20 protein-coding genes and 1 riboswitch are annotated in these 24,491 nt (G+C 70.0%); of the genes, 15 read left to right on the top strand and 5 right to left on the bottom strand.

Annotated elements, in window-relative coordinates; translation table 11 throughout:
• Positions 1–101 precede the first annotated feature (101 nt).
• Positions 102–494 carry a hypothetical protein gene (locus VB080_RS05150; RefSeq protein ID WP_323417361.1) on the top strand — a complete coding sequence of 131 codons (393 nt, stop codon included), beginning with the start codon at positions 102–104 and terminating at the stop codon, positions 492–494.
• Positions 495–526: 32 nt separating this feature from the next.
• On the opposite strand, the gene VB080_RS05145 is transcribed toward VB080_RS05150, so the two are convergent.
• The gene (locus VB080_RS05145) at positions 527–1,114 is read right to left on the bottom strand and encodes a TetR/AcrR family transcriptional regulator (RefSeq protein ID WP_323417360.1); all 588 of its coding nucleotides are present in this window, start codon (positions 1,112–1,114) and stop codon (positions 527–529) included.
• 99 nt (positions 1,115–1,213) lie between these two features.
• Here VB080_RS05145 and VB080_RS05140 point away from each other — a divergent pair, with 99 nt between their 5' ends.
• Both VB080_RS05140 and VB080_RS05135 read left to right on the top strand, forming a co-directional pair.
• Positions 1,214–5,689 carry an acyl-CoA dehydratase activase-related protein gene (locus VB080_RS05140; protein ID WP_323417359.1) on the top strand — a complete coding sequence of 1,492 codons (4,476 nt, stop codon included), beginning with the start codon at positions 1,214–1,216 and terminating at the stop codon, positions 5,687–5,689.
• 18 nt (positions 5,690–5,707) lie between these two features.
• Positions 5,708–7,165 (top strand): NAD-dependent succinate-semialdehyde dehydrogenase, encoded by a 1,458-nt coding sequence (locus VB080_RS05135; protein WP_323417358.1) that lies wholly within the window; start codon positions 5,708–5,710, stop codon positions 7,163–7,165.
• Between the two features lie 172 nt (positions 7,166–7,337).
• On the opposite strand, the gene VB080_RS05130 is transcribed toward VB080_RS05135, so the two are convergent.
• Both VB080_RS05130 and ald read right to left on the bottom strand, forming a co-directional pair.
• Positions 7,338–7,781 carry a YdeI/OmpD-associated family protein gene (locus tag VB080_RS05130; protein WP_323417357.1) on the bottom strand — a complete coding sequence of 148 codons (444 nt, stop codon included), beginning with the start codon at positions 7,779–7,781 and terminating at the stop codon, positions 7,338–7,340.
• Between the two features lie 225 nt (positions 7,782–8,006).
• Positions 8,007–9,122, bottom strand: a complete 1,116-nt coding sequence (gene ald, locus VB080_RS05125; RefSeq protein ID WP_323417356.1) for an alanine dehydrogenase — start codon at positions 9,120–9,122, stop codon at positions 8,007–8,009.
• A gap of 167 nt (positions 9,123–9,289) precedes the next feature.
• A riboswitch (FMN riboswitch) is annotated at positions 9,290–9,419 on the top strand.
• Positions 9,420–9,485: 66 nt separating this feature from the next.
• Here ald and VB080_RS05120 point away from each other — a divergent pair.
• The 6 genes from VB080_RS05120 (at position 9,486) to VB080_RS05095 (ending at position 15,352) form a co-directional block, all read left to right on the top strand.
• The gene (locus VB080_RS05120) at positions 9,486–10,250 is read left to right on the top strand and encodes an ABC transporter permease (RefSeq protein ID WP_323417355.1); all 765 of its coding nucleotides are present in this window, start codon (positions 9,486–9,488) and stop codon (positions 10,248–10,250) included.
• 9 nt (positions 10,251–10,259) lie between these two features.
• Positions 10,260–11,288, top strand: a complete 1,029-nt coding sequence (locus VB080_RS05115) for an ABC transporter substrate-binding protein (RefSeq protein ID WP_323417354.1) — start codon at positions 10,260–10,262, stop codon at positions 11,286–11,288.
• Positions 11,289–11,317: 29 nt separating this feature from the next.
• Positions 11,318–11,770 carry a dCMP deaminase family protein gene (locus VB080_RS05110; protein WP_323417353.1) on the top strand — a complete coding sequence of 151 codons (453 nt, stop codon included), beginning with the start codon at positions 11,318–11,320 and terminating at the stop codon, positions 11,768–11,770.
• An 8-nt stretch (positions 11,771–11,778) separates the two neighbouring features.
• Positions 11,779–13,998, top strand: a complete 2,220-nt coding sequence (locus VB080_RS05105) for an ATP-binding protein (RefSeq protein WP_323417352.1) — start codon at positions 11,779–11,781, stop codon at positions 13,996–13,998.
• Between the two features lie 15 nt (positions 13,999–14,013).
• On the top strand, positions 14,014–14,661 hold the full coding sequence (locus VB080_RS05100; protein ID WP_323417351.1) for a LuxR C-terminal-related transcriptional regulator: 648 nt from the start codon (positions 14,014–14,016) through the stop codon (positions 14,659–14,661).
• A 97-nt stretch (positions 14,662–14,758) separates the two neighbouring features.
• Positions 14,759–15,352 (top strand): hypothetical protein, encoded by a 594-nt coding sequence (locus VB080_RS05095; protein WP_323417350.1) that lies wholly within the window; start codon positions 14,759–14,761, stop codon positions 15,350–15,352.
• Positions 15,353–15,610: 258 nt separating this feature from the next.
• Here the strand turns inward: VB080_RS05095 and VB080_RS05090 are convergent, their stop codons facing one another.
• Positions 15,611–16,216 (bottom strand): hypothetical protein, encoded by a 606-nt coding sequence (locus VB080_RS05090; RefSeq protein WP_323417349.1) that lies wholly within the window; start codon positions 16,214–16,216, stop codon positions 15,611–15,613.
• Positions 16,217–16,288: 72 nt separating this feature from the next.
• Positions 16,289–16,540 (bottom strand): PLD nuclease N-terminal domain-containing protein, encoded by a 252-nt coding sequence (locus VB080_RS05085; protein WP_323417348.1) that lies wholly within the window; start codon positions 16,538–16,540, stop codon positions 16,289–16,291.
• Between the two features lie 42 nt (positions 16,541–16,582).
• On the opposite strand from VB080_RS05085, the gene VB080_RS05080 reads away from it, so the two are divergent.
• The 6 genes from VB080_RS05080 (at position 16,583) to iolD (ending at position 24,486) form a co-directional block, all read left to right on the top strand.
• Positions 16,583–17,776, top strand: coding sequence for an AMP-binding protein (locus VB080_RS05080; RefSeq protein ID WP_323417347.1), 1,194 nt, complete (start codon positions 16,583–16,585; stop codon positions 17,774–17,776).
• Positions 17,760–18,635: a 1,4-dihydroxy-2-naphthoate polyprenyltransferase gene (locus tag VB080_RS05075; RefSeq protein WP_323417346.1), complete on the top strand. Its 876-nt coding sequence runs from the start codon at positions 17,760–17,762 to the stop codon at positions 18,633–18,635. Before VB080_RS05080 ends, VB080_RS05075 begins: the two co-directional genes overlap by 17 nt.
• Complete coding sequence (locus VB080_RS05070; RefSeq protein ID WP_323417345.1) at positions 18,635–19,606, top strand: o-succinylbenzoate synthase; 972 nt, start codon at positions 18,635–18,637, stop codon at positions 19,604–19,606. The genes VB080_RS05075 and VB080_RS05070 overlap by 1 nt, the downstream gene beginning before the upstream one ends.
• Before the next feature lie 112 nt (positions 19,607–19,718).
• Positions 19,719–21,362 carry a 2-succinyl-5-enolpyruvyl-6-hydroxy-3-cyclohexene-1-carboxylic-acid synthase gene (gene menD / locus VB080_RS05065; RefSeq protein ID WP_323417344.1) on the top strand — a complete coding sequence of 548 codons (1,644 nt, stop codon included), beginning with the start codon at positions 19,719–19,721 and terminating at the stop codon, positions 21,360–21,362.
• Between the two features lie 96 nt (positions 21,363–21,458).
• The gene (locus VB080_RS05060) at positions 21,459–22,532 is read left to right on the top strand and encodes a transaldolase family protein (protein ID WP_323417343.1); all 1,074 of its coding nucleotides are present in this window, start codon (positions 21,459–21,461) and stop codon (positions 22,530–22,532) included.
• Between the two features lie 43 nt (positions 22,533–22,575).
• Positions 22,576–24,486: a 3D-(3,5/4)-trihydroxycyclohexane-1,2-dione acylhydrolase (decyclizing) gene (gene iolD, locus VB080_RS05055; protein ID WP_323417342.1), complete on the top strand. Its 1,911-nt coding sequence runs from the start codon at positions 22,576–22,578 to the stop codon at positions 24,484–24,486.
• Positions 24,487–24,491: the final 5 nt, after the last annotated feature.

The following is a 24,491-nucleotide window of genomic DNA, read 5'->3' as shown; positions in this document are numbered from 1 at the left end:
CTTCACCTTCGACGGTATGCCGGGTGGGGGTCATCGTCAATGCCTTCCGGGCGCGTGGCGCCGAACGCGTAGGATGGCATTCTCAGCGAGGGGAGGAAGCCATGGAATACCTGATTGGGGTGTTGCTCGTCGTCGCCGTCGGTGGCTTCTTCTGGTTCCGGAAGCGGCGCCGCGAGCAGGCTCCGGTCGAGGACGACTGGGCAGGCATCACGGGCACCGCCGGCGCCCCGGAGGTGCTCAGCCGGGACGCGTTGCTCAACCGTGCGCACACCTTCGACCCGGACTCCTGGGACGATGCCGCGGATCCCGAGCCGGCTCCGAAGCCCCGCCCGAACCGCTCCGCACCGGCCGCCGGCACCCGTCCGGCCTCGGGCGAGGGTCAGCCCGCGCCCCGACCGCAGCCGGCCGACGACGCCGAGCCCACCTTCCTGGATCGCGACTTTCTGAAGTCGAGGGAGCGCCGCGACGCCCCGCTGGAGTGGCCCGAGGACTGACCGGGCGACACGCCGGGAGTTCCGTCCACCGCTCAGTCGGCGGCGTTCGGCAGAACCGAGTTCAGCAGTTGCTGGCCGGTGGCAACGTAGGCCTCCCGGTCGGTGCCCGGCAACAGCGCCCGTTGCACCGCGTAGCCCATCACCAGTCCGATCAGGACGCTCGCCAGCCCCTCCGGGTCGGCGTCCACCTCGTGCTGGGCGCACCAGTCCGACACCACCGTCGCCACCGCTGCCTGGATGCCGAGCCCCTCGGAATGCAGTACCTCGTGGAGTTCCGGATCGGAGGAGGCGCCCGCCCAGACCTGCACCACCAACTCGGCAGTCGTCTCGTCGTGCACCACCCGGGTGATGGCGGCCTCCAGCAGATGTGCGGGTGACAGTCCTGCTGACGTCGGCGTGCTCATGACCGACGCCATCGGCACCGCGACTGCCCGCCGGGTCACCTCCAGCACCACTGCCTGCTTGCTGCCGAAGTGGTGGTAGATCGCGCCGGCGGACGTTCCCGAGCGGGCGATCAGGTCGGCAATGGACATGCCGACCACGCCATGGGTGCGCACAAGGTCGGCCGCGGCCTCGAGAATCGCCTCGCGGGCGGCGGCTGTCTGTCGTGTGGTTGCCACGCTGGCAAGGGTAGTCCCGTGCAGCCAGTACTACGTATCGTAGTGAGTTCCGCTACGCTGGCCTTTGGCAGAACGTTCGTTCTGCCGGAAGGGTGCGAGATGGAGCAGCTCCGTTCGCTCGGTCTGGACATCGGTTCGACGACGGTCAAAGCGGTGGTCCTGGCGGGGTCGACCACGCTCTACAGCGACTACCGGCGCCACAACGCCGACGTCCGTGGCGAGCTGCGCAGCCTGCTGGGCGAGATCGCCGAGCGGTTCGGTGACCAGCAGTTCCGGACCGCCGTCACCGGCTCGGCGGGCCTCTCGATCGCCGATCTGCTGGGGGTGGAGTTCGTCCAGGAGGTGATCGCCAGCACCGCCGCCATCGAACGCTTCAATCCCGAGGCGGACGTGATCATCGAACTCGGTGGCGAGGACGCGAAGATCACCTACCTGCACCCCGTCCCCGAACAGCGGATGAACGGCACCTGCGCCGGTGGGACCGGCGCCTTCATCGACCAGATGGCCACCCTGCTGCACACCGACGCCCAGGGCCTCAACGAGCTTGCCGCGCAGTACCAGCACCTCTACCCGATCGCGAGCCGTTGCGGGGTGTTCGCCAAGTCCGACCTGCAGCCGCTGCTCAACCAGGGCGCTGCTCACACCGACCTGGCCGCTTCGGTGTTCCAGGCGGTCGCCACCCAGACCATCGCCGGCCTGGCCTGCGGCCACCCGATCCGCGGCAACCTGGTCTTCCTCGGTGGGCCGCTGCACTTCCTGCCCGAACTGCGTCAGGCCTACGTCCGGTCGCTGGAAGGGCAGGTGACCTCGTTCACCACGCCGCAGGACGCCCAGCTCTACGTCGCCATGGGCGCAGCCCTGCTGGCCGGCGACACCTCCCGGCACATCCCGGGCCGCGGTAGCGGGCAGCCGCTGCGCGGCGGTTCGCCGGACGGTACCGCCACCGCCGCCGAGCTGGCCGGACGGCTCAGCCCCAAGGTGGTGATCCCGCTGGTCAGCCACCGGATGCGTCCGCTGTTCGCCGATGCCGACGAGCGGGCAGCCTTCGACGCCCGGCACGCCCAGCACGCCGTCGCCCAGGGCAGCCTGGACGAGGCGTCGGGCCCACTGTTCCTCGGCATCGACGCCGGCTCGACCACCATCAAGGCAGTGGTGCTGAATGCCGACGACACCATCGTCTACTCCCACTACCAGAGTTCCAATGACCCGGTGACCTCGGCGATCCGGATCCTGCGCGAGGTGCTGACCGGCCTGCGCCCGGACGCCTGGCTGGCCCGCGCCTGTGTGACCGGCTACGGCGAGGGCTTGGTCCAGGCTGCGCTGCGAGTCGACGACGGCGAGATCGAGACCATGGCCCACTACCGGGCCGCCGAGCACGTCAGCCCCGGGGTCACCTCGGTCATCGACATCGGCGGGCAGGACATGAAGTACCTGCGGATCCGCGGCGGCGCGATCGACTCGATCGCGGTGAACGAGGCCTGCTCATCCGGGTGTGGCTCCTTCCTGCAGACCTTCGCCGTCACGATGGGCACCGACATCGCCTCGTTCGCGCAGGCCGCCCTGGAGTCGCAGGCGCCGGTCGACCTCGGCAGCCGGTGCACGGTGTTCATGAACTCCTCGGTCAAGCAGGCCCAGCGCGAGGGCGCCTCCCAGGCCGACATCTCCGCGGGGCTGAGCTACTCGGTGATCCGCAACGCGCTCTACAAGGTGATCAAGCTCAAGGACGCCTCCCAACTGGGCGAGAAGGTGGTCGTCCAGGGCGGCACCTTCCTGAACAACGCCGTGCTGCGGGCCTTCGAACTGCTCACCGGGGCGGAGGTCGTCCGTCCGGACATCGCCGGGCTGATGGGGGCCTACGGTGCGGCGCTGACCGCCCAGAAGAACTGGCCGATCGGCGAGAAGTCGCAGGTGATCGGGCTGGACGAGCTGGACGGGTTCACCGTCGAGACCAGCCTGGACCAGTGCCGGCTGTGCCAGAACCACTGCCAGCTCACCATCTCGACCTTCAACGACGGCAGCCGGCATGTCTCCGGTAACCGCTGCGAGCGCGGCGCCAGCACCGAGGCGCGGCCGAAGAAGAGCGAGCTGCCCGACTTGTTCGACTACAAGTACCGCAGGCTGTTCGGCTACCGCCGGCTCACCGAGGACAAGGCGACCCGTGGCGAGATCGGCATCCCGCGGGTGCTCAACATGTACGAGAACTTCCCGCTGTGGTTCACCATCCTGACCAGGCTGGGCTTCCGGGTGACGATCTCGGGCCGCTCCAGCCACGACCTGTTCGAGCGCGGGATGGAGTCGATCCCGTCCGAGAACGTCTGCTACCCGGCCAAGCTCGCCCACGGGCACATCGAGTCCCTACTCGACCGCGGGATCACCACGATCTTCTACCCTTGTGTGCCGTTCGAGGCCAAGCAGGTCGAACAGGCCGACAACAACTTCAACTGCCCGGTGGTCGCCTTCTACCCGCAGTTGCTGGAGAAGAACGTCGACCGGCTGCGGGAGCCCGGGGTGCGCTACCTGGCGCCCTTCCTCAACCTCAACGACCCGGTCAAGCTCGCCGAGCGGCTGGTGGAGGTGTTCGCCGACTGGAACGTCAGCCTGGAGGAGGCCAGGGACGCCGTCCAGGCCGGCTACGAGGAGGACGCCAAGGTCAAGGCCGACATCCGGCAGGAGGGACGCCGGGCGCTGGCCTACATGGCCGAGCACAAGGTGAAGGGAATCGTGCTGGCCGGGCGTCCGTACCACGTCGACCCGGAGGTCAACCACGGCGTGCCGCAGCTGATCAACAAGCTTGGCATGGCAGTGCTCACCGAGGACTCGATCATCGATGTCGCCACCCCGGTGCTCACCCGGCCGATCCGGGTGCGCGACCAGTGGGCCTACCACACCCGGCTCTACGAGGCGGCAGCTGTCACCGCCCGCGACCCCGAACTGCACCTCGTCCAGCTGAACTCCTTCGGCTGCGGGGTGGACGCGATCACCACCGACCAGGTACAGGAGATCCTGGAGGCCGCCGGCGACGTCTACACCGTGCTGAAGATCGATGAGGTCTCCAACCTCGGCGCGGCCACCATCCGGCTGCGATCGATGAAGGCGGCCGCGGCCGAGCGCCGCGGTTCGGCAACGGTGAGCACCTTCGGCCCGCTGGTGGAGAAGAAGCTGTTCGACGAGCACGCCCGCGACAACCACGTCATCTACGCCCCGCAGATGTCGCCGATCCATTTCCGGCTGATCGTGCCGGTGATGCGCAAGGTGGGTCTGGACGTCCGGCTGCTGGAGAAGGCCTCGGCAGAGGACGTCGAGATCGGGCTGAAGTACGTCAACAACGACGCCTGCTTCCCGGCGATCATGGTGGTCGGCCAACTGGTGAACAAGATCCGGTCGGGCGAGGCCGATCCGGACAACATCTCGGTGGCGATCACCCAGACCGGCGGCATGTGCCGGGCGACCAACTACGTCGGCCTGCTGCGCAAGGCGCTGAAGGACGCCGGCTACCCCCAGGTGCCGATCCTGGCGATCAGCGTGCAGGGGCTGGAGAACAACCCGGGGTTCAAGCTCACCCCGTCCATGCTGCACCCGGCGCTGCAGTCCTTCGTGCTGGGCGACCTGCTGCAGAACGTGTTGCTGCGGGTGCGTCCCTACGAGGCCGAGGAGGGATCGGCCAAGGCGCTCTACGACAAGTGGGACCTGATCTGCCAGGAGTGGCTGCAGCACAGCGGCTACAGTCCCACCCTGGGTGGCTCGGTCGGCTACGGCCGGCTGGTCGAGCAGATCGTCCGGGAGTTCGACGCGCTGCCGCTGCTGCCACTGGCCCGCAAGCCCCGGGTTGGGCTGGTCGGCGAGATCCTGGTCAAGTTCCACCCGGACGCGAACAACCACGCCGTCGACGTGATCGAGCAGGAGGGCTGCGAGGCCGTCCTGCCCGGGATGCTGCCGTTCTTCCTGATGTCGATGTACTCGGCCGACTACCAGTACCAGACGATGGGGATCGGCAAGAAGTCGCGACACATCAAGAAGGCCGCGGTCTGGCTGATCGAGCAGTACCAGCGTCCGGTCTGGAAGGCGCTGCGGAAGACCAACGGCAAGTTCGACTCCCCGCCCACCATGGAGGCGCTCGGCGAGCGTGCGGAGGGCGTGATCTCGCTGGGCACCCGCGCCGGTGAGGGCTGGCTGCTGACCGCGGAGATGGTCGAGCTGATCGAACTGGGGGCGCCGAACATCATCTGCGCCCAGCCGTTCGCCTGCCTGCCCAACCACGTTGTCGGCAAGGGCATGTTCGCTGAACTGCGGCGCCGGTTCCCGCAGGCCAACATCGTCTCGGTGGACTATGACCCCGGGGCCTCGGAGGTGAACCAGCTCAACCGGATCAAGCTGATGGTGGCCACCGCCCACAAGCACCACGACCAGGCATCTGGCCAGGCGGCTCAGGGGGAGCCGGCATCGTCGAACCGGCTGCCGTTCGCCCCGGAGATGCTGACCGTCCCGGAGATGTTGGGGCATGTGGTCTCACCGGTGGACGACTGGGAGGCCGAGCGCTCCGAGCCGATCGGACAGGGTTCCGTCCTGCGCCGCTGACCTGCAAAGCTGGCGGGCATGACAGCACTGCCTCCTGGAGTACCCACCGACCTGTTCATCGGCGGCGCCTGGCGCCCTGGCAGTGGGGGCTGCCGGTTCGCCGTCGAGGATCCGGCCACCGGCGACGTCCTGGCCCAGGTGGCTGATGCGTCCCCCGAGGACGCCACTGCCGCGCTCGACGCAGCCTGCGCGGCCCAGCAGTCGTGGGCGAGGACGGCGCCGCGGGAGCGGGCCGAGTTGCTGCGTGCCGGGTTCGAGGAGATCCAGCGCCGCGCGGATGACTTCGCGCTGCTGATGACCCTGGAGATGGGCAAGCCGCTGGCCGAAGCCCGCGGCGAGGTCGACTACGGCTCGGAGTTCCTGCGCTGGTTCTCCGAGGAGGCCTCCCGGATCAACGGTCGCTACACGATCGCCCCCGACGGCCGGCAGCGGCACCTGGTGACCCGGCGTCCGGTGGGGCCGTGCCTGCTGATCACGCCGTGGAATTTCCCGCTGGCCATGGCCACCCGCAAGTCGGCACCGGCGCTGGCGGCCGGGTGCACGGTGGTGATCAAACCGGCGGCACTCACCCCGCTGACCACCCTGCTGTTCGCCGAGGTGATGCGCCAGGTGGGACTGCCCGACGGTGTCCTCAACGTGATCCCGACCTCGCGCTCGGCGGCGACCACGGCGCCGCTGTTCGCTGATCCGCGGCTGCGGAAGCTGTCCTTCACCGGCTCCACCGAGGTCGGACGGCAGTTGTTGCGGCAGGCCTCGGACACGGTGCTGCGCACGTCCATGGAACTCGGTGGCAATGCCCCCTTCCTGGTTTTCGACGATGCCGACCTGGACGAGGCGGTGACCGGGGCCTACGCCGCGAAGCTGCGCAACGGCGGCCAGGCGTGCACGGCCGCCAACCGGCTCTATGTGCAGGCCGGCGTTGCCGAGGAGTTCTCCGCCCGGCTGGCTGCCCGGGTGGGCGCGATGCGGGTCGGCCCCGGTGTCGCGGACGGCGTCCAACTCGGTCCGGTGATCGACGCGGCTGCCCGGCAGCGGCTGGGAGAGATGGTCGGTGACGCGGTCGCGTCCGGTGCCCGGCTGCTCACCGGCGGCCATCCGGTGGCTGGCCCCGGCTACTTCTTCCAGCCGACCGTGCTCGCCGACGTCCCCGGAACCGCGCGGGTGATGACCGAGGAGATCTTCGGACCGGTGGCCCCGATCACCACTTTCGAGACCGAGGACGAGGCGGTTGCCCTGGCCAACAGCACCCCCTTCGGCCTGATCTCCTATCTGTACACCCGCGACCTTGCCCGCGCGCTGCGGCTGCCGGAGCGCATCGAGACCGGCATGCTGGCGGTGAACTCGGGGGTGATCTCCAACCCGGCGGCGCCCTTCGGCGGAGTCAAGCAGTCCGGCCTGGGCCGCGAGGGTGGTGCCGAGGGCATCGAGGAGTACCTGGAGACCGTCTACGTGGGGATCGCCGACCCCTTCGCCTGAGTCGGGCGCGTTCGCCGCTCTGTTCCCCACGCCCGCCACCGGGCGGTCACGCCTGTCGGCTGGTGCTCTCTCCCGTCGGCTGGTGTTCCCTCCCGTCCCCCTTCGGCAAGGCGCGCGATGTGGGTTCGTGGTGCGGGGGAGGCGACTGGACGGCCGGGCGAAGGGGTGGCCTTCAGCCGCGCAGCTTCGTCAGGGTGGCAGCGATCCGGCGGGCGCGGGTCTCGGCGGCCTTGGCGGAGGCGATCGCCTCGGCATGCTGGCGCTGGTGGCTGTAGGAGAGCTTCGCCCAGGCGGCTGCGGCGTCCGGGTCGGTGGCCAGGGCCTCGGCGAGCTCGGGCGGTACCTCGACCACCCGGGGTGCGTCGTCGTAGTCCACGGTGACCTCGACCTCGTCACCGGCTCCCCGTCCGGTCGCCTTGCGGGTCTGGGCGTTGAAGCTCAGCAGGAACTGCCCACCCATGGACGTGATCGTGTTGCGGTAGGAATAGCCGCCATCGATCGTCACCACGACAGGGACGCGCTTACCCTTCCCGAAGGAGGCGACCACATCCTCGGGCACCACAATCCCGACGTTGTTCCCGCCAAAGCTCTTCAGGACGGTGCGAAAGTTCGGCATCTGACCTCCTCGGTAGTGGTGTCGAGCCTAGAGAGCGTGTCTCTCTATTCCCACGGTGGCCTGCCGCGCGGTGCCCCACGGGTGTCTCGCGGCGTTGTCGGCGGTCGGCGGTGCGCCGCATCGCCTCCCTCCTGTGCCTGGCGAGCCACTCCGCGGAACCCCGCTCGCGACGGCCAGGGACAGGCAGACACGCTCAGCCACGGGGTCTTCCGGAGTCGACGGAGGTCAGCCAAGGAATTCTGCCACCGGGGTGTGGTCGCGCCCGAACGCCTCCGCCACGGCCGGGTAGGTGATCCGTCCGGCGGCGGTGTTGAGCCCCTTCGCCAGGGCGGGGTCGTCGGCCAGGGCCCGCTTCCAGCCGGAGTCGGCGAGCTTCACCGCATAGGCGAGGGTGGCGTTGGTGAGCGCCCAGGTGGAGGTGTTCGGTACTGCTCCGGGCATGTTCGCCACGCAGTAGAACACCGAGTCGTGCACGGTGAAGGTCGGATCGTCGTGGGTGGTCGGGTGGGAATCCTCGAAGCAGCCGCCCTGATCGATCGCGACGTCGACCAGCACCGAGCCCGGCCTCATCGCGGCCACCATCTCGTTGGTGACCAGTTTGGGCGCCTTCGCACCGGGGATCAGCACCGTCCCGATCACCAGGTCAGCGGCCAGCACCTGCTCGCGGATCGCCAGCCGGGACGAGACGATGCCGTGTACCCGGTTCTCGTAGCGCCAGAAGGTGGTCCGCAGCTTCTCCAGATCGGTGTCGAGGATGGTGACGTCGGCGCCCATCCCGAGCGCGACATTGGCCGCATTCTGCCCGGCCACGCCACCGCCCAGCACCACCACCTTGGCGTTCGCCACGCCGCCGACGCAGCCCATCAGCACGCCCCGGCCGCCCTGGGCCTTCATCATGGCGTGGGCACCGACCTGCGGGGCCAGGCAGCCCGCCACCTCCGACATCGGGTAGAGCAGCGGCAGCAGGCCGTTGGGCAGCTGGACGGTCTCGTAGGCGATCGCGGTCGTCCCGGCCGCCAGCAATGCGTCGGTCCCCGGACGGTCGGCGGCCAGGTGCAGGTAGGTGAACAGCACCAGGTCGTCGCGCAGCCGGTGGTACTCCTCGGCGACCGGCTCCTTGACCTTCATCACCAACTCGCCGGCCGCCCAGGTGGCATCGGCGTCGGGCAGGACGGTGGCGCCCTGGGCGACGTACTCCGCGTCGGAGATCGACGACCCCAGCCCTGCCCCGGACTGGACGAAGACCTCGTGGCCGTGGCCGACCAGCTCGGCAACCCCGACCGGGGTGATCGCCACCCGGTACTCGCGGTTCTTGACTTCGGCGGGTACGGCGATGCGCATGAGGGTCCCTTTCTGTGGCCGTTCTCATGCTGGCACCAGTGCCGCCGTCCGCGCACCTGTGCGCGCGGCATTGTTACGGCCCCGCAATCTGGTGGCGGCTGGTCGGACGGGCGGAGAGACGATGAACCCTGCCCTGCCGACGGCGCCGAGGGTCTACCATGGTGGCGAACGTGCTCCGGGGTCGGTGTAATTCCGAACCGGCGGTGACAGTCCGCGACCCGGCCCGCACCTGCGGGACGGTTGAGCTGGTGGAATTCCAGCGCCGACGGTGAAAGTCCGGATGGGAGGCAGCACGGGCCCTCGGCCGCTGTCGCGCGGCCGAGTCGCTCACGCACCCCGGTCCACGCCTGGACCGGAGGATCGATGAGACCGCAGCAGCCCTGGCGGGGCACCACCGTCACCGCTCCCGTGCTGCTCGCCGTCATCCTGCTGCTCGGCTGGTGGCTGACCACCAGCCTGGGGTCCGTCCCGGCCTACCTGCTGCCCTCGCCGGGCGACGTCGCGGGCCGGCTGGTGGCCGATCTCGCCGTGGGAGAGCTGTGGCCCTACCTCGGCCTCACCCTCGCCGAGGCCTTCGGTGGCTGTCTGCTGGGCGCCGCGGTGGCGCTGCCGCTCGCGGTCGCGATTCATCGCTCGCGCTGGTTCAGTGCCGCCGTCCAACCCTTCCTGGGCGCCACCCAGGCCATTCCGGCGATCGCCCTCGCCCCGCTGCTGGTGCTCTGGGTCGGGTACGGCCTGTGGCCGGTGATCCTGCTGTGCTCGCTGATGGTGTTCTTCCCGATCCTGGTCTCCGCCGTCCTGGGGCTGCGCCATGTCGACCGCGACGTGCTGCGGGCGGCGCGGGTGGACGGTGCCGACACCGTCCGACTGCTCACCGAGATCGAACTGCCACTGGCCTGGCCGGCCGTGCTGGCCGGGCTTCGCAACGGCTTCACGCTGTCGATCACCGGCGCGGTGGTGGGCGAGATGGTGATGGGCGGACGCGGGCTCGGCCAGGTCCTCACCGTGCAGCGGGACGCTGTCGACACCGCGGGCATGTTCGCCACGATCGTCGTCCTCTGCCTGGCCGCCGCCGGCATCTACAGCCTGATCTACGCCCTCGAACGACACTCCCGTTTCGCCGACTGAAGGAACCTCATGCGTCTCACCTGGCTGCTCGTCCCGCTGCTCGTCCTGTCCGGCTGCACCGCGGCCGCCCTGCCACCCGAATCGCCGTCGGCGCCGACCAGTTCCGGTACCGCCTCCAGCCCCGCGCCGGTGGCGCCGGCCCGGATCGGCCTGAGCTACATCCCCAACGTCCAGTTCGCGCCGTTCTACCTGGCCGAGGCGGACGGAGGGTTCGCCGCCGGCACAGGCACCCCGGCTACCCTGCGCCACCACGGCGCCCAGGAAGGCCTGTTCACCGCGATCGCCGCCGGACAGGAAGACTTCGTGCTCGCCGGCGCCGACGAGATGCTCCAGGCCCGTGAGTCCGGCGCCGACCTGGTCGCCGTGGCCACTTACTACCGGCAGTACCCGGTGCAGTTGATCGTCCCGGACGCCGGGGACATCACCAGCCTGGCCGACCTGCGCGGCAAACGGATCGGCGTCCCCGGGCGGTTCGGATCGAGTTGGTTCGCCCTGCTGGTCGCGCTGCACACCGCGGGGCTGACCACCGACGACGTCGACGTGGTTGAGATCGGCTACACCCAGCGGGCGGCACTGGCCACCGGCAATGTGGACGCGGTGATCGGCTTCACCAACAACGACCTGGTCCAGTTCCAGCTGGCCGGCGTCGCCGTCCGCGCGCTGCCGATCGCGGACGGCACCCCGCCGCTGGTCGGCGCCAGCCTGGTCACCACCCGGGCCTACCTGGCGGCCAATCCCGAGCTGGTCCGGGGCGTGGCCGAGGCGATGGTCGACGGGATCAACGCCGCCGCCCAGGATCCCGACCGCGCGCTGGCGGTGACCCAGACCCAGGTGCCCGGGCTCAGCGGCGAGGCGCTGGAGGCGGCCCGGGCGACCCTGACCGCCACGCTCGCGATCATGACCGACTCCCAGGGCCGGACGGACGGCCGGCTCGACCTCGACGCCTGGCAGGCGATGGCTGCTTTCATGCTCGACGCCGGCCTGCTCACCGCACCGGCTGACGTTGCAGCCGCGACAGCCCCCGAAGTACTGCCCTGACAGCGGCCTCGTCCCACTACTGTAGGCACATGACGAGCGAGCCGACGGTGGTCGTCCCGGGGTGGGACGACTACTTCCTCGGCATCGCCCAGGCGGTCTCCGCCCGGGCCAAGTGCACCCGCCGCCGGGTCGGGGCGGTGCTGGTCCACGACCGGCGGATCATCGCCACCGGCTACAACGGTGCCGCGCCGGGTCACCCTGACTGCCTGGAGGGCGCCTGCCCGCGGGGTCAGCTCAGCTATGACCAGGTGCCCGGTCTGGGCGACTACGACCGTCCCGGCACCGCCGGCTTCTGCATCGCCATCCATGCCGAGGTGAACGCCCTGCTGTTCGCCACCCGCGACACCAAGGGCGCCACCGCCTACATCACCGACCCGCCCTGCCCGGGCTGCCGCAAGGCACTGGCCGCCGCCGGGATCGTCCGGGCGGTCTGGCCGGACGGGGAGCACGACAGCGCCGGCCTGGTCGACTGGAGCCGTTGAGGACAGCCGTGGGTACCCCGACTCCACCAGAACTGACCGCCTGGGTCCACCGCGGTGTGGCGCTGTTCTGTCTCGGCAGCCTGGTGCCCGCCGCGTTCATGGCCGCCGGCCAGATCCAGTATCAGGCGGGCTGGTGGCTGCTGGTCTTCGGGCTGGGCACCATCGCGGTGACGATCGGGATGACGCTGTGGTCGGTGGCCGGCCGGTCGGTGGTCTGGCTGGCCAGGAGCTACTGCGTGCTGATCCTGGCGGCGATCGCCACCTGGCCGCTGGGCTGGACGTCCTCCGAACCGGCCGACGGCAGCCCCTGGTTGTGGATGTGCCTGGGTGTGGCCAGCGTCTGGGCAGCACTGACGATCGGCACCCAGTGGGGGTTCATCTACGCGATCGTGTCCGGGGCGGTGTTCGCCTGGGTGCGGTTGACCCCGTCCGGCCAGGCCATCTCGCTGGTCTCGGCCATGCAGGACATGCTCGTGCTGGTGATCAACCCCAGCGCGGTGATCATCGGGATCAGCCTGCTCACCGACTCGATCCGCCGGCTCAACGCCACCCTGGAGACCTCCCAGCAGGAGCAGGCCAGGGCAGCCGTCGAGCACGCCCTGGTCGAGGAGCGCCGCCGGCTGGACAGCATCGTCCACGACGAGGTGATGACCACGCTGGTCAACGCGGCACTGACCGGCACCCAGCGGGATCCGCAGGTGGCGGTGCTCGCGCAGCATGCGATCGATCAGCTGGAGACCGCCGGACGCGAGCCCGACAACCGGGTACCGGTCTCGGTCGACCACGTCGCCTGGCTGGTCGAGGATGTGGTGAGCCAGCTGCTGCCGCAGGCCCGGTTCCGGGTCGAGCTCGGCGACAACGCCCTGCTGGTGCCGGCGTCGGTCGCCAGCGCGATCGGCCAGGCCAGCCGCGAGGCGGCGATGAACATCGCCCGGCACGCCGAGGCCGACCGGGTCGACGTCCTGATCGGCGACCCGGCCGAAGGCCAGGCCGGCGTCCGCGTGGTGGTGTCGGACGACGGGGTGGGCTTCGACCCGACCACGGTTCCCTCGGACCGGTTCGGGTTGCAGCTCTCGGTGCTCGACCGCATGCAATCGGTCGGCGGTCAGGTGGAACTGCGCTCGGCGCCGGGCAAGGGCACCACGGTGGAGCTCAGCTGGCTGTCGTCGCCGGAGGTCGACTACGTCCTGCCGCCGCAGCTGAAGAACCTGCGTGAGCAGTACCCGGCGCTGGCCACGATGCGCGGCCGCACCCTGGCCGGGTTGATCTCACTCCTGATCAGCCTGCACTTCGTCCTGGGCTGGACCACTCTCGACCAGGTCACCCTGGCCTGGCCGGTGTTCGCCGCGCAGGCGCTGGCCGTGCTGGCCACCTGGCTGTCGCTGCGCGACATCGACCACAATCCGCTGCCGATGACCTCGGCGATCGCGGTGGTGTTCCTGCTGAGCGCCACCACGCTGCTGGTGCAGTCGGTGCTCCCGATGGGACGGTGGCCGGGGTATGCCACCTGGTACTCCAGCGTGGCGATGGTGATCCTGATCGTGCTGCTGTTCCGAGGCAGACCGTCGGTGGCCTGGGCCGGCGTCGGCCTGTTCGTCGCCGAGTCGCTGTACTGGGCGTTCACCCATGGCCTCGGCCTCGGCGAGGTGGTGCGGGTGTCCTTCGGCCCGGTCTCCTGGATGATCGTCGCCCAGCTGGTCAGCCGCTGGCTGATGGAGATCGGCACCGGGGTGATGACCACCCAGGAGGCGTCCTACACCGCCAACCAGGCAATCGCCGAGAGCTACTCCCGGCTGGTGCTGCGGGACATCTGGCTGCGACAGCTGAAGACCCAGGTCGGTCCGCTGCTGTCCACCCTGGCCGACCCGACCGCCCCGCTGACCGAGACCGACCTGGAGACCGCACTGGCCACCGAGCGCCGGCTGCGTGACGGGCTGCGCGCGTCCAACCTGCTGGCCGAGGGCACCCAGGACGTGGTGGAGGCGGCCCGGATGCGCGGCGTGGAGGTGACCCTGGTGGACAGCCGCGGCTCGGCTCTGCCCGAGGTGGTCAGCAAGGCGCTGAAGCAGTCGCTGACCACCCAGCTGAGCGACCGTACGGTGAAGAAACTGGTTGCCCGCGCGGCTCCGGAGGGATATGACGATGTGGTCACGATCCTGACCGTTCGCACCGATGGACGCACCGAGATGCTCGGTCTGGACAAGAATGGCATCTACCAGTCCCGCTGACCAGAGAGCTCAGACATGATTCACGCTGCTGTCATTGACGACCATGAGGCGATCCGGTTCGGGGTGGCGGCGGCGCTGGCCGGTCATGCCGCCGGACGGATCACCGTGGTGAGCGAGGACGCCACCGTCGACACCTTCCTGGCGCGCCAGCTCCGGGCGGACGTGGTGCTGCTCGACCTCCAACTCGCCGACGGCAGCGACCCCAAGCAGAACACCGAGGATCTGATCGCCGCCGGGTACACGGTGCTGGTCTACTCGATCGCCGACAACGTCCGGCTGTTGCGGAGGGCGCTGGCCGGCGGCGCTGCCGGGGTGTGCCGCAAGGCTGATCCGATCGCCGACACGGTGGCGTCGATCGAGGCGGTGGCGGACGGTCAGATCGTGCTCTCGCAGGAGATCCTGGGCCTGATCGAGGGCGATGAGAGCTATGTGGCGGCCAACCTCGGCCATCGGGAACGTGAGGTGCTCGCGCTGTACGCCGGCGGAATGGAGGTGCCCGAGGTGGCGGTACGGCTCGGGATCGCCGAGAACAGCGTCAAGGAGTACCTCAAGCGGATCCGGGCGAAGTACACCATCGTGAACCGGCCGGCGACCAGCAAGCTCGACCTCTTCCGGCGGGCGATCGAGGACGGCATCGTCCCTCCGGTGGAGCCACGGGCCTGAGCCTTCGGGCCGCTGACCGGGGGCTGGACGGGCTTGAGCGGTAGCGGTCGGGTGAGGCGTTGCCGCTGAGAGTGCGGCAGGCGCATACCCTTGCGGGGTGAACAAGCCGCGCCGTCCGAGGTACTCCGAGCCCGCGGCGCTCGAGGCGTTGGGGGAGGGCAGCGATCCGATCGCGCAACTGCATGCCGCGCACGAGACCGCTGCCGTCCTGCTGCGGTGCGGGCGGGCGGCGTCGGATCCACAGACCGTGGAACGGCTGGTGGGGCTGGTCGACCAGGTGGGGATCGCCGACCTCGCCGACCTGTGGGCCGCCCGTCCGGCGCACAGCCTGCCCGGTGCACTGTGGCGGCTCTATCTGCTGCGGGAGTGGGTCCGCAGCGATCCGGAGGGGGCCGCTCGCGAGTATGCCGCCGGGATCCGGTTCACCGAACCGAACCATGCCGTCGCCGGGGTGGATCCGGCCGGACCGGAAGAGATCCGCCGGGTGGTCGACGCGATCCTGCGGGGTGCCTTCCAGGGGGATTTCGCGGTTGCCCTGGAGCGCGCGGCGGCGTTCTGCCTGGTGGTCTGCGCCGGAAGAGCGGAGGTGTCGGGCGGACACCGGGCGGTGATCCAGGCCGGACGGCTGCAGGCGATGGCCCAGGACCTGACGGCGTCAGCGCGGTTGTGGCGGTCCGGCCGGCTGCAGTGACCGAGCCTGCCGGTCAATGTTGGTGATCGGATCGGGCTGGCCTATCCTTCTACCCGGTGCCGGACCGCGGTAGCCCCGGGCTCCAACCTTCGCCGCTGCGAGCGGCCACGCGCCGAGAGGCGCTCCCGGTCCGGCGCCACAGCAGTTTCCAAAACCGGTTCCAGATCGCGGACCGAGGGGGATATTCCCTCGATCGGCCTCCATCAACCGGATTCTGCGGTGAGCAGGGTGAGCAGAGTTCAGTACCAGCCGTGTGAATCAGTACCAGCCGTGGGAGCGCTTGAACGACCACGCCTTGCACGGGGTGCCGTAGCGGTCTTTCACGTAGCCCAGGCCCCACTTGATCTGAGTGGCGGGGTTGGTCTTCCAGTCGTCTCCGGCGGAGGCCATCTTCTTGCCGGGCAGTGCCTGCGGGATGCCGTACGCGCTGGAGCGCGGATTGTCCGCGGACGGATCCCAGCGGCTCTCCCGCATGATGATCGCGTCGTAGCAGGCGAACTGATCCTCGTCCCAGTCGTACCAGGTGAGCATCATCTGGCGAGCGATCTCCTGCGGGGTGGTGGCGGTCTCGGGGTCGTACCCCAGTTCGAGCAGTTGCTGGGCCTGCAACGCGTCCAGGGCAGCCAGCCGGGCATCGACCGCCTGCGACCGGCGCTGCAGTTGGGCGGCCCGCTGGGCCTGCAGGGCTTCGACGTCCACCGGATCGGCCGACTGCGCGGTGCCGGGGGCGTGGCTGCCATCGACAGTGGCTGCGGCGAAGGCCGAGGCAGCATCGGCATGGACCACCAGGCCAGTGGCGAGGGCCAGTGTGGACAGTGAACTCACAACCAGGACGACCACCCTGGACCTGAGAAAACTGAGCACGGGCAGCAGTCTGCCACAGAGATTTCTCTCAGGAGGAATTCAGAAAAAATTGGGACGAAATCAGTGCCCGGTTCAGAGCCGGCGCAGGAAATCGGGGTCGTCGTCGGGTGCGCGGGGCGGGCGGCGACCGGGATCCTGGGGACGGTTGGTGGGCCGGCCGAAGAGCAGCCAGCAGATCGGGCCCACCGCCGGCACCATGATGATCGCCACTGCCCACAGCCAGCGCGGCAGCATCCGGACCCGGTAGGGATCGGACTGGGCGACCTCGACCACCGCGTAGATCGCCAGCAGCGCCAGCACGACTATCGGCAGAACCCGTCCCATAGCCTCCAATCTACTCCGTCGGGGTGAACGTATCGTTGGCTTGTGCATCTGCCACCACCGATCCCGGGCGCTCCGGCAGTGCCGGCCTCCGGCAGCCATCGGCCCGGGGTGTCGGAGGGGCCCGGGCTGACCCTCGTCGACCCGGCCGGCCTGACAGCGGCGCTCGCCCGGGCGCTCGCCGGGGAGGCTGTGGTCGCACCGTTGCCGGCCGAGGGCCGCGCCCGCTGGCTGGCGGCCCTGGAGCCGCAGCGTCCGGCCGGAGTCGAGGCCGGCGTGGTGGTGGCCACCTCCGGATCGACCGGCGCACCGAAGTTCGTCGTGCTCGCCGCCGACGCCGTCCTCGCCTCGGCGGCTGCCACCCACGAGCGGCTGGGCGGGCCCGGCGACTGGGTCTGCCTGCTCCCCACCCACCACGTTGCCGGCCTGATGACGGTGGCCCGTGCGGTGGCCGCCGGCACCTCCGTCCGGTTCGGGCAGGGCGATCTGAGCGACCTGCCCGAACCATCGGAGCGCTGCTACCTCTCGCTGGTCGGAGCCCAGCTGTGGCGGGCGCTGGCCGAACCCGAGCTGATGGCGCGGCTGGGAAGATATGCCGCCGTCCTGCTGGGCGGATCGGCGATCGACCCCGGGCTGCTGGCCCGGGCCCGGGACGGTGGCATCGCCGTGGTCACCACCTACGGTATGGCCGAGACCTGCGGAGGCTGCGTGTACGACGGGCGTCCTCTCCGGGACGTGGAACTCGGGTTCGATGCGACCGGGCGGATCTCGATCACCGCACCGCTGGTGTTCAGCGGCTACCGCAACGACCCGGCAGGGACCGCCGCGGTGCTCTCCGGGAACACGGTGCTCACCCGCGACCGTGGCCGGCTCGCCGCCGACGGGAGCCTGGAGGTGACCGGACGGATCGACGACGTGGTGGTCAGCGGCGGGGTGAACGTCGACCTCGCCGAGGCGCAGCGGATCAGCGACGCGCTCGTCGGCGCGCCGGAGGCCGGGGGAGTGGTGCTGTTCGCCGTGGACGACGAGCGCTGGGGGGCGCGGGTGGTGGCGGTCACCACCGGTCCGCTCGACCTGGCCCAGGTCACCGGGGTGCTGGGCACCCGGCTCGGCAGCGCCGCGCTGCCCCGGGAGTTGCGGCGCGTGGCCCGGCTGGCGTATACCCCGTCAGGCAAGATCGATCGGATCGCGTTGCAGCGCGACTGGCAGCAGGGGGGTAGCGATGGCGACGCCGGCTGAGTGGGTGGAAGGTGCCCGGCCCCGTACTCTGCCGGCCGCGTTCTCGCCGGTGATCGCCGGCAGCGCGGTGGCCTGGTTCGAGGGCGGCTTCGTCCCGCTGCTCGCCACCCTGGCGCTGGTGGTGGCGCTGGCCCTGCAGGTGGGGGTCAACTACGCCAACGACTACTCCGACGGCATCCGGGGCACCGATGCCGCCCGGGTCGGGCCGCTGCGGCTGGTGGGCTCGGGGGCAGCCACCCCCGGGCAGGTGAAGGCGGCCGCGCTGCTCAGCTTCGCGGTGGCGGCGGTTGCCGGGTTGGGCGTGGTGATCGTCACCGGACAGTGGTGGTTGCTCGTCGTCGGTGCGGCAGCCATCGCCGCGGCCTGGTTCTACACCGGCGGACCTCACCCCTACGGCTATGCCGGGCTCGGCGAGCTGTTCGTCTTCTGCTTCTTCGGCCTGGTGGCGGTCACTGGCACCGCCTACATCCAGCTCGGGGCTGTGCCGGCAGCGGCCTGGTGGGCGGCGATCGCCATTGGTGCCCTGGCCTGCGCAATCCTGGTCGCCAACAACCTGCGTGACCTGGCCGGCGACGCCCAGGCCGGCAAGCGCACGCTGGCCACCAGACTCGGTGATCGTGGCACCCGGTGGTTCTTCCTCGCCCTGGTGGTGCTCGCCACCGCCGGCGTGGCCGGGGTGGCTGCGACCAGCAGTTGGTGGGCGCTGCTGGGGCTGGCGATGCTGCCGGTGTTGTTCGGCCCCACCTCGGCGGTCCTGGCCGGCGCCGCCGGCCGGGAGCTGATCGTGGTGCTGAAGCGGGTGGGGTTCGCCGAGTTGATCTGTGCGATCGGCCTGGCGGCCGGGCTGATGATCGCGTGATGAACCTGCTGGAGCCAGCTGGCGTCTTCGCCCTGCCGCTGCGGACCCGGTTCCGCGGCCTGCGGGTGCGCCACGGGCTGTTGGTGCGCGGTCCGGCGGGCTGGGCGGAGTGGAGCCCGTTCGCCGAATACGAACGTCCCGAGACCGACACCTGGGCGCGTGCCACCCGGGAGGCGGCGTTCGAGGGCTTCCCGGAGCCGGTGCGAACCAGCGTCCCGGTGAACGTCACGGTGCCGGCCACCGACCCGACCAGTGCCCACCGGATCGTCCAGGAGTCAGGCTGCACCACGGCCAAGGTGAAGGTGGCAGAGAAGGGCCAGTACATCGCCGAGGATGTGGCGCGGGTGGAGGCGGTGCGAGACGCCCTCGGGCCGTCCGGCAAGCTTCGGATCGACGTCAACGGCGCCTGGAGCGTCCCGGACGCGCTGAGCCGGCTGCGGCTGCTGGCCCCCTTCGACCTGGAGTACGTCGAACAGCCCTGCGCGAGCGTGGCGGAGCTGGCCAGGCTGCGCCGGGAGCTGGCCAGGCGCGGACTCGACATCCTGATCGCGGCGGACGAATCGATCCGCCGCTCGGGAGACCCCGAACGAGTGGCTGCGCTGGAGGCCGCTGACATCGCCGTCCTGAAAGTCCAGCCGCTCGGCGGGGTGCGGCGCTGCCTGGAACTGGCCGAGAGCCTCGCGATGCCGGTCGTGGTGTCCTCGGCACTGGAGAGTTCGGTCGGTCTGCGCGCCGGTCTGGCCCTGGCGGCCAGCCTGCCGGAGTTGCCGTACGCCTGTGGGCTCAACACCGCCGCGCTGTTCACCCGGGACGTGAGCCGCCGGCCGCTGCTGGCCGAGGGAGGCAGCATCGAGGTGCGGGAGGTCGAGGTGGACGAGGCGGGCTCCTGGCGGGCCGACCCGACCACCTCGGGCTGGTGGCGGGAGCGTTGGGCCGGCCTGGCCGAGCCGCTGACCGCGGACCGCGCATGAACCGCGGACGGGCGACTCGCTACGCTCCTGGTCGGAGCCTGCGCTGTGACGTCCGTACCCGTCGGCCGGACCGTGTCGTGCTGGGTGCCTGTACCACGGAGGGGAGGGCTGGATGAGTCGGTCGTACGCCTGCGCCGAGGCAGTGGTGGCGACGTTGCTGGCCGGCGGCGTCACCGATCTCGTGCTGGCGCCCGGTTCCCGCTCGGCCCCGCTGGCGCTGGCTGCCCATGCCGCGCAGGCCGCCGGACGGTTGCGGCTGCATGTCCGGGTGGATGAGCGTTCGGCGGGCTTTTTCGCGCTCGGCCTGGCCAAGGTTTCCGGCCGGGTCGTGCCGGTGGTGACCACCTCGGGCACCGCTGTCGGAAACCTGCTGCCGGCAGTGATGGAGGCTCACCACTCCCGCGTCCCGCTGCTGGTGGTGAGCGCCGATCGTCCCGCTGACCTGGTGGGGACGGGGGCCAACCAGACCACCGTCCAGCCCGGCATCTTCGGTGTCTTCGTCCGCAGCGAACAGGCGGTCGATGCCGCCGACCGCCCGATGACCTGGGCGGAGACCGTCACCGCCGCCGTTTCGACTGCCTCGGGTGGCCAGAATGGTTACCCCGGACCAGTCCATCTCAACCTCGCCCTGCCCGAACCTCTCGTTCCCGATGATCCCGAGGGGGACTGGGGCCGGAAACGTCTCCAACTCGAGGTACCTGAGCCAGCGGTGGAGGCGGGTTTCGAGCCGGTGGTCCTCGACGCTGCACCACCGACGGTGGTGGTCGCCGGCGATGCCCCGCCGTCCGAGGGCGCGCGGGCGCGGGCCTTCGCTGAGGCGGCGGGACTGCCGTTGCTGGCGGAGCCGTCCAGCAATGCTCGTGGTGGAACGAACGCCCTGCGCTGTGGCCGGCTGCTGCTCGGGACGGAGCTGGCCGACCAGGTCCAGCGGGTGGTGATGTTCGGGCATCCGACACTCTCCCGGCCGGTGACCCGGCTGCTCACCCGAACCGACGTGGAACTCGTTGTGGTCGGGAGCGGCCCGGACCTGCCGAACCCGGGCCGGCACGCCACCCTGACGGCGAAGGCGGTGACGAGCGCCCCCAACACGGCACAGCAGCCGCGCTGGCTCGCCGCCTGGCTGGCGGCCGACCAGGCCTGCGGCCGACGGCTGGACGGGCTCCTGGCTGGGCTGAGCTACGTCAGTGGCCCGGCGGTCGCCGAAGCGGTGGTGCGCGGCACGGGCGAGGGGATCCTCGCCCTGGGCAACTCGATGGCGATCCGGGACGCCGACCTGGCTCCGATCCTCACCAAACCCGCGACGGTGTACGCCAACCGCGGGCTGTCCGGCATCGACGGCACCGTCTCCACCGCCGTGGGGCTATCCCTCGGCAGTGGCTGGCCGGTCACGCTGCTGTGTGGCGACCTGTCTTTCGTCCACGACATCAACGGCCTGGCGATCGGGCCGGGCGAGCCCCGTCCTGCTCTGCGGGTGGTGGTCGCCGACGACGCCGGGGGAGCGATCTTCACCACGCTGGAGTACGGTCAGGCCCGGTTCGCGGACTCCTTCGAGCGCGTGTTCGCCACTCCGACCGGCATCGACCCGGTGACGCTCGCGTCCGCCTACGGCGTGCCGGCTCGGCGCCTCGGCGGTCTGGTAGAACTGCGGGACGCGCTGGCGGTGCCCGTCCGTGGGCTGGAGGTGCTGGTGGTCGGGGTCGACCGTGCACAGCGTCGAGAACTCTCCGACGCCGTCGCCCACTGCGTGGATGGCTGAATGTAAAGACATTCTGTTGACTTATTTTCAGTGTCGGAGTTGAATGGTCCCGAACCCGGCCAGCGGCACGCTGTGCCCTCGATGAAGAGGTCCTCGATGACTGTCATGACTACTCCGCTCGGCGCGATGTCCCAGCGGGGCCCGAGCGTGTTGTGGAACGACTCCGCCGACCCGAGCGAGCTCGCGGAGTCGATTTCCTTCGGTGCCGTGGGCGCCACCTGCAACCCGGTGATCGCGCTGGCGGCCATTCGCGCGGACCTGCCGCGCTGGACGGCGCGGATCAAGGAACTCGCCGAGGAACTCCCCGAGGCCACCGAGTCCGAGATCGGCTGGAAGGTGGTCGAGGAGGTCTCGCTGGACGCCGCCAAGCTGCTCGAGCCCGCGTTCGAGCGCTACAACGGCTACAACGGCCGGCTGTCGATGCAGACCGATCCGCGGCTGGCCCGCAGCGCCACCAAGCTGGCCGACCAGGCTGTCTACTTCTCGAGTCTGGCGAAGAACATCATCGTCAAGGTGCCGGCGATCGAGACCGGTGTGGCAGCCATCGAGGACGCCACCTACCGCGGGGTCAGCATCAATGTCACGGTCTCGTTCACCGTCGCGCAGGCAGTGGCCACCGGCGAGGCGATCGAACGAGGCCTGAAGCGCCGTGAGGCCGAGGGCCTTGACACCGCGACCATGGGCCCGGTGGTGACGATCATGGTCGGCCGGCTGGACGACTGGATGAAGGACTGCTTCAACCGCGCGAAGCTGGCTTTTGACCCGGGCTATCTGGAATGGGCCGGGGTGGCGGCGTTCAAGAAGGCCTACGCGGAGTTCCAGGCTCGTGGGCTGCGTGCCCGGCTGCTGTCGGCGGCCTTCCGCAACACCATGCACTGGAGCGAGTTCGTCGGTGGCAACGTGGTGATCTCGCCGCCGTTCTCCTGGCAGAAGCGGATCCAGAACAGTGACCTGACCGCCGAGGACCGGATGGACGTTCCGGTCAACCCGCAGATCGTCGACACGCTCTACGCGCAGCTGCCTGAGTTCCGCCAGGCCTACGACGTGGACGGTCTCACCCCTGCGCAGTTCATTGAGTTCGGAGCCACCCGCAAGACCTTGCGGCAGTTCCTCGGCGCGGACGAGGAGCTCGACCATATCGTGCGTGACATCCTGATCCCGGCGCCCTGACCACGCCCCATCCCCTCAGCAACCCAGACAACCGGAGTCACCGATGACCTCTCCGCAGACCGTCCGGCTCACCGTCGCCCAGGCCGTGATCCGTTTCCTGGCCAACCAGTACTCCGAACGCGACGGGGTCGAGCAGCGGCTGATCCCGGGCGTGTTCGGGATCTTCGGTCACGGCAATGTGGCAGGTCTGGGCCAGGCGCTGCTGCAGGCCGAAGTGCAGCAGTTGGACGGCGTCGCCGACGCCCCCGACCTGCCGTACGTCCTGGTCCGCAACGAGCAGGGGGCGGTGCATGCCGCCTCCGCCTTTGCCAAGACCCGCAACCGGCTGCAGACCTGGGCGGTCACCTCATCGATCGGCCCCGGCGCGACCAATATGGTCACCGGTGCTGCCCTGGCCACCACCAACCGGCTGCCGGTGCTGTTGCTGCCGTCCGACATCTTCTCCACTCGCTACCCCGACCCGGTGCTGCAGCAGTTGGAGGATCCGCGCAGCCTCGACGTGTCGGTGAACGACGCGTTCAAGCCGGTGTCGCGCTACTGGGACCGGATCAACCGTCCCGAGCAACTTGTCCCCTCGCTACTCCAGGCGATGCGGGTGCTGACCGACCCAGCCGAGACCGGCGCGGCGGTGGTCTGCCTGCCGCAGGACGTCCAGGCCGAGGCCTTCGACTTCCCGGTGGAGTTCTTCGAGCGCCGGGTGTGGCATGTGGCTCGTCCGGTGCCCGAGCCGGCAGCGCTGGCCCGCGCGGTCGAGGTGATCAAGTCCGCCAAGGCGCCGCTGGTGGTTTCCGGCGGCGGCACGATCTACTCCGGTGCTTCCCAGGAACTGCGGGCCTTTGCCAACGCCACCGGTATCCCGGTGGCCGACACCCAGGCCGGCAAGGGCGCGATCAACTGGGACCACCCGCTGGCCGTCGGCGGCGTCGGATCGACCGGGTCGGGGGCGGCCAACGCCCTGGCCCGGGAGGCGGACGTGGTGATCGGCATCGGCACCCGCTACTCGGACTTCACCACCGCTTCGCACACCGTCTTCGCCAATCCCGAGGTGCGGTTCGTCAACATCAACGTGCTGGGTTTCGACGCCGCCAAGCATGCGGCGACCATGGTGGTGGCGGACGCCAGGGAGGCGCTGACCGGGCTCACCGGTGCGCTGGAGGGCTGGACGACCGAGACCGGCTACCAGCAGTGGGTTGCCGAACTCGACGCCGACTGGCAGAAGGTGGTCGACGAGTGCTATCACCGCAACCACCAGCCGCTGCCCGCCCAGACCGAGGTCTTCGGCGCGCTCAACGAGTTGCTGCGGCCACAGGACGTGGTGATCAACGCCGCCGGCTCGATGCCGGGCGACCTGCAGGCGCTGTGGCGCGCGCCGAACCCCGAGCAGTACCACCTGGAGTACGCCTACTCGTGCATGGGCTACGAGATTCCGGCGGCGCTGGGCGTGAAGCTGGCAGTGGGGCCGGAGCGTGAGGTGGTGGCGATCGTCGGCGACGGCACCTACCAGATGCTGCCGATGGAGATCGCCACGATGGCACAAGAGGGGATCAAGGTCATCCTCGTTCTGCTGCAGAACCACGGCTTCGCGTCGATCGGCGCGCTGTCGGAGTCGCGCGGCTCCCAGCGTTTTGGCACCCGGTACAAGGTGCGCTCGTCCTCCGGACGGCTGGACGGTGAGGACGTCCCCTTCGACCTGGCCGCCAATGCCGCCAGCTGGGGAGCGGACGTGCTGCGCTGCAACGGGATCGCGGGGTTCCGGGAGAACTACGCCCGGGCTACGGCCAACGATCGCACCACGGTGCTCTACATCGAGACCGACCTGCTCGGCCCGAACCCACCGGGGACGGCCTGGTGGGACGTCCCGGTGAGCCAGGTCTCGGAACTGGAGAGCACACAGCGTGCCTACGGCGAGTACGTCGCTGAGAAGGCTGCTCAGCGTCACTATCTGCGGCAGTAGGCTGC

Source organism: Propionicimonas sp. (assembly GCF_034927565.1).
GTDB lineage: Bacteria > Actinomycetota > Actinomycetes > Propionibacteriales > Propionibacteriaceae > Propionicimonas.
The sequence above is the reverse complement of the archived record's forward strand: the minus strand, read 5'-3'. Positions and strand labels throughout refer to the sequence as shown.

Excerpts from the sequence above, each read along its gene's own strand:
- VB080_RS05150 (WP_323417361.1), top strand. The coding sequence starts at position 102 with ATGGAATACCTGATTGGGGTGTTGCTCGTCGTCGCCGTCGGTGGCTTC.
- VB080_RS05140 (WP_323417359.1), top strand. The coding sequence starts at position 1,214 with ATGGAGCAGCTCCGTTCGCTCGGTCTGGACATCGGTTCGACGACGGTC.
- VB080_RS05135 (WP_323417358.1), top strand. The coding sequence starts at position 5,708 with ATGACAGCACTGCCTCCTGGAGTACCCACCGACCTGTTCATCGGCGGC.
- VB080_RS05130 (WP_323417357.1), bottom strand. The coding sequence starts at position 7,781 with ATGCCGAACTTTCGCACCGTCCTGAAGAGCTTTGGCGGGAACAACGTC.
- ald (WP_323417356.1), bottom strand. The coding sequence starts at position 9,122 with ATGCGCATCGCCGTACCCGCCGAAGTCAAGAACCGCGAGTACCGGGTG.
- VB080_RS05120 (WP_323417355.1), top strand. The coding sequence starts at position 9,486 with ATGAGACCGCAGCAGCCCTGGCGGGGCACCACCGTCACCGCTCCCGTG.
- VB080_RS05115 (WP_323417354.1), top strand. The coding sequence starts at position 10,260 with ATGCGTCTCACCTGGCTGCTCGTCCCGCTGCTCGTCCTGTCCGGCTGC.
- VB080_RS05110 (WP_323417353.1), top strand. The coding sequence starts at position 11,318 with ATGACGAGCGAGCCGACGGTGGTCGTCCCGGGGTGGGACGACTACTTC.
- VB080_RS05100 (WP_323417351.1), top strand. The coding sequence starts at position 14,014 with ATGATTCACGCTGCTGTCATTGACGACCATGAGGCGATCCGGTTCGGG.
- VB080_RS05085 (WP_323417348.1), bottom strand. The coding sequence starts at position 16,540 with ATGGGACGGGTTCTGCCGATAGTCGTGCTGGCGCTGCTGGCGATCTAC.
- VB080_RS05075 (WP_323417346.1), top strand. The coding sequence starts at position 17,760 with ATGGCGACGCCGGCTGAGTGGGTGGAAGGTGCCCGGCCCCGTACTCTG.
- VB080_RS05070 (WP_323417345.1), top strand. The coding sequence starts at position 18,635 with ATGAACCTGCTGGAGCCAGCTGGCGTCTTCGCCCTGCCGCTGCGGACC.
- menD (WP_323417344.1), top strand. The coding sequence starts at position 19,719 with ATGAGTCGGTCGTACGCCTGCGCCGAGGCAGTGGTGGCGACGTTGCTG.
- VB080_RS05060 (WP_323417343.1), top strand. The coding sequence starts at position 21,459 with ATGACTGTCATGACTACTCCGCTCGGCGCGATGTCCCAGCGGGGCCCG.
- iolD (WP_323417342.1), top strand. The coding sequence starts at position 22,576 with ATGACCTCTCCGCAGACCGTCCGGCTCACCGTCGCCCAGGCCGTGATC.